4 protein-coding genes are annotated in these 3,814 nt (G+C 66.7%); 2 read left to right on the forward strand and 2 right to left on the reverse strand.

The genetic code is table 11. From position 1 onward, the window contains the following. Together ACGHJ7_RS14660 and ACGHJ7_RS14665 are read right to left on the reverse strand one after the other, a co-directional pair. The coding region (locus tag ACGHJ7_RS14660; RefSeq protein ID WP_390479158.1) for a TolC family protein at nt 1-593 on the reverse strand (593 nt) is incomplete at its 3' end. A 57-nt stretch (nt 594-650) separates the two neighbouring features. Beyond that, entirely contained in the window at nt 651-980 is a 330-nt protein-coding gene (locus tag ACGHJ7_RS14665; protein WP_390479160.1) for a hypothetical protein, read from the reverse strand. Between the two features lie 200 nt (nt 981-1,180). On the opposite strand from ACGHJ7_RS14665, the gene ACGHJ7_RS14670 reads away from it, so the two are divergent. Together ACGHJ7_RS14670 and ACGHJ7_RS14675 are read left to right on the forward strand one after the other, a co-directional pair. Beyond that, nucleotides 1,181-2,857 carry a tetratricopeptide repeat protein gene (locus ACGHJ7_RS14670; RefSeq protein WP_390479162.1) on the forward strand — a complete coding sequence of 559 codons (1,677 nt, stop codon included), beginning with the start codon at nt 1,181-1,183 and terminating at the stop codon, nt 2,855-2,857. 140 nt (nt 2,858-2,997) lie between these two features. Then, nucleotides 2,998-3,814 (forward strand): DMT family transporter (locus ACGHJ7_RS14675; RefSeq protein ID WP_390479164.1); only part of this gene is annotated, 817 nt, incomplete at its 3' end.

Genomic DNA, 3,814 nt, shown 5'->3' on the forward strand with positions numbered 1-3,814 from the left:
ACCTTGGCGACGTTCGCGCGCTGCTCTTCGAGCGGCGAGGCACGCCCTGCCTGGACCCGCACCGAGGCCGCGCGCAGCGCATCGCTCGCGATCCGCACCTGATCGCGCGCCGTCACGAGCCGCCGTTCGGCCGCGATCGCCTCGACATAGAGCTGCGTCACCTGCACGCGAACATCCGCCGCGACGATCGCGGCCTGGAGTTCGGCGCGCGAGAGCTGGGCGGTCGCGACCGCGACACGCGCGCTCCGCTTGCCGCCAAGCTCGATCGGGATCGCGACCCCGACCGTCGTCTCCGCGCTGCGCAAGCCCCGATAGGCGCCGCTGCCGGCGATATTTTCGATCTGCCCCTGCGCCTGCGGGTTGGGACGAAGGCCCGCCACGGTGCGCCCTTGCCGCGCCGCCTCGATCGCGGCGGTCGCCGCTTCGCTGGCCGGCGCCGACCCGCCTGCCGCCATCACGGCCTGGTCGAGCGTATAAACGTCGAATGTGGTGGCGGGGCCTGCCGTTTCAGCCGGCAATGGCCCCGCCGTCTGCGCGTGCGCCATCGTGGCGCACGACGCCGCGGCCAGCAAAGCCGCGAGCAATTTTTCCATGTGAGATCTTCCTGACGAACGATAACGGGCCGGTCAGCAACCGGCCGGCGACGTCAGTCAGGCGTTGGGTGGCCGCAATCCCGGCTCTACCGACCCGGAGGCCAGTATCTGATCGGCCCCGGCGATGGGGCGCAGCCCGGCATCGTGCAGCGCGGCGGGAAGGCTATATTTCGCCGGCACCTGCATCACCGTCCCCTGACAGGAGCCATGATGGTGCGGAATGGATTTGTCGGCATCGCCTTGCGACTGATCGGCGTCGCCGTCGGTATGCACAAAGCCGCTGCATTCGATCACGGCACTACCCTGCTGCTCGCGTGCGTGGACCGTCGCCGTCACCACAAGCGACGACGCGATCAGCACGAAAAGGAGGCGCAGCAGCCGGGTCACGATCCTGTCTTACACTCTTCCGCGATCACAGGAATCGAGATGGATCGAAACCCATAACCTGATTCGTGGTGGTCTTCGCGGTGGGGCTTAACGGCTTTCCCGCCTTGACGCAAGTCGTATGAACACATATTCATACGTTATTGATAAACGGTCGCCGTCGCCTGCGATGAGTCGACGCCCCCCAACGGAGCCATACTCTCATGTCGGATGATTATTATGACCTCGGTGATTTCCGCCGGGATGTGACCACCTCGTCGCCAGAGGCGCAGCTTTGGTTCGATCGGGGCCTCGCCTGGGCCTATTGCTTCAACCCGGAAGAGGCGGTGCGCTGCTTCCGCAAGGCCGCCACCTATGACCCCGACTGCGCGATGGCGCATTGGGGCATCGCCTTCGGTTCGGGGCCGAACTACAACAAGGCGTGGCGGCTGTTCGATCGCGCCGACATGGCGAAGAGCATCGAGGTGGCGCAGGCCGCGCTGGAGCGCGCCCGCAAGGCCGCGGCGAAGAATGCCACGCCGTTTGAGCGCGCTTTGATCGATGCGCTCGGTCCGCGCTTCCCCGACGCGCCGACCCAGGATGAAGCCGAGTTCGACCGGCTCAATCACGCCTATGCCGATGCGATGCGCACTTTCTACAAGCAGTTCTCCGACGACATCGATGCCGCCGCCTTGTTCGGCGACGCGCTGATCTGTCTCAGCCCGCGCGCGCTGTGGGATCTGGACACCGGCGAGCCGATCGGCCCCGGCACGCTGGAGGCGCGTGAGGTGATCGAGGATGCCCTGCCGCGCCCCGGCGGCGACCGGCATCCCGTGCTGAACCACCTCTACATTCACCTCATGGAGATGTCGCCAATCCCGGAGATCGCGCTGCCCGCCGCCGATCGCCTGCGTCGCCTGTCGAAGGACGGCTCTCACCTGGCACACATGTCGACCCATATCGACAATGCGTGCGGTGACTGGCGCCGCGTGGTCGATTCGAACCTCGACGCGATCGCGGCCGACGACCGCTATTTCGGCCACGAGACCGATATCGGCGTCTGGTACAACGTCTATCGCGTCCACAACATGATGGTCGGTTCCTATGGCGCGATGATGGCGGGCCGCTCGCGTGAAGCGCTCTACATGGCGGGCCGACTCAAGGAGGTGCTGACGCCGCAGTTGCTCAGCATTTCCAGCCCGCCGATGGCCGACCTGCTCGAAGCGCACGGCACCACCCTGCCCCATGTCCTGATCCGGTTCGGCCGTTGGGAAGAGATACTGGAACTGGAGCTGCCGGAGGACCAGGACCTCTATTGCTCGACCGTGGCGATGATCCACTATGCCCGCGGCATCGCCTATGCGGCGCTGCGCCGCGTGCCCGAGGCGGAAGCGGCGCGTGAGGACTTCATCGCCGCTGTGAAGAAGGTGCCCGAATCGCGCCTCAACTCGATCCCGATCAAGGAGATCGAGGCGTTGAAGATCGCGGCCAAGATGCTCGACGGCGAACTGGAATACCGCAAGGGCAATATCGAGGAGGCGTTCGCGCTGCTGCGCGAGGCGATCGCGCTGGAAGATGCGCTGCCCTACAGCGATCCGCCGGCCTGGCTCCAGCCCGTCCGTCACGCCTACTGCGCGCTGCTGGTCGAGCAGGGCCGGCACGAGGAAGCGGCGGCCGAGCATCGCATCGATCTCGGCCTGACCCGCAAGCTCGGCCGTCGCCGCATCCGCCCCAACAATGTCTGGAGCCTGCACGGCCTACATGAATGCCTGACGAAGCTGGGCCGCCACGACGAGGCGAAGGAAATCGTCCTTCAGCGCGACATCGCCGTGGCCTCCGCCGACATCAAGATCGCCGCCGCCTGCTTCTGCCGCCTGAGCGCGTTCGAGGCCGCCGCCTGATCGGCAAACCGTAGCTACCGGCAAGCCTGCCATCCTCCGCGAAAGGCAGGCTTGCCGGCTGTCCTGCGCGCTCCCCCGTGCGCAGGTCGATCAGGATTTCTTCAGTGAAGGACACTCCCCCACCTCCGCGCGGGAAAGGCGTGCTGGTCATTCCCGCGCTTTCGATCGCTCTCATCCTGTTGCTCGCCGCGAGCTGGCTGATCGCGGGCGATCTCGTCGCGCGGATGCCGGCGCTGGTGGTGGCGGCAGGCCGAACCGGGACGGCCTTCGTCGCGCTGACCGCTATCGCCATGCTGAACCCGGCACGGCGTCCCGCTGTCCGGGTGGCCGCGTCGCGGCCTGGAGCCGTCGCGCTGCTCGGGCTCCTTGGGTTCTTCGGCTATTATGCCGGAACGATGATCGGCACCGGCATGATCGGGGCATCGCGGATCGGCCTCATCACATCGCTGCTGCCATGCATCACCTTCGCCATCGGCGCCGTTGCCTTTCAGGAGCCGGTCACACGGCTCCGCGTCGCCGGCACCATCCTCGCGATGATCGGGGCCTGCGGCTACGTCCTCGCCGATGGACGGCCGCACGGTCCGGGCTCGCAAGGTGGCCTCTCCATGATGCTGGGTGGCGCGCTGCTGGGGTTCGCGGGCACCGCTTCCTACGCCCTTTATGGCTATGTTTTTCGAGGTCGGATGGGCCATTTGCCCGCAATGTCCGCCCTCCCCGCCATTACCGGCGCGGGCACGATCATGCTGGGAGCGGCGGCGCTCCTGTTCGCGCCGCTCGGCGCGATCGCGTCGCGTGATTGGGCCGAGCTGGCTATTCTCGGCGCGCTTTTCACCGCGCCGGTATTCATCCTCCTCCACGAACTGATCCTGCGGAAAGGTCCGCTGTTCACCGCCGGGCTGTCTCTGACGGTGCCGTTCGTGCTGCGCATGGGAGGCTGGGCGGTCGGACAGCAAGGGG

Origin of the sequence: Altererythrobacter sp. MTPC7 (assembly GCF_042851395.1) — a bacterium.
Classification (GTDB): Bacteria; Pseudomonadota; Alphaproteobacteria; order Sphingomonadales; family Sphingomonadaceae; genus CAJXSN01.

Bases quoted from the DNA above. Each gene is read 5' to 3' on its own strand.
- ACGHJ7_RS14670 (WP_390479162.1), top strand. From the start codon at position 1,181: ATGTCGGATGATTATTATGACCTCGGTGATTTCCGCCGGGATGTGACC.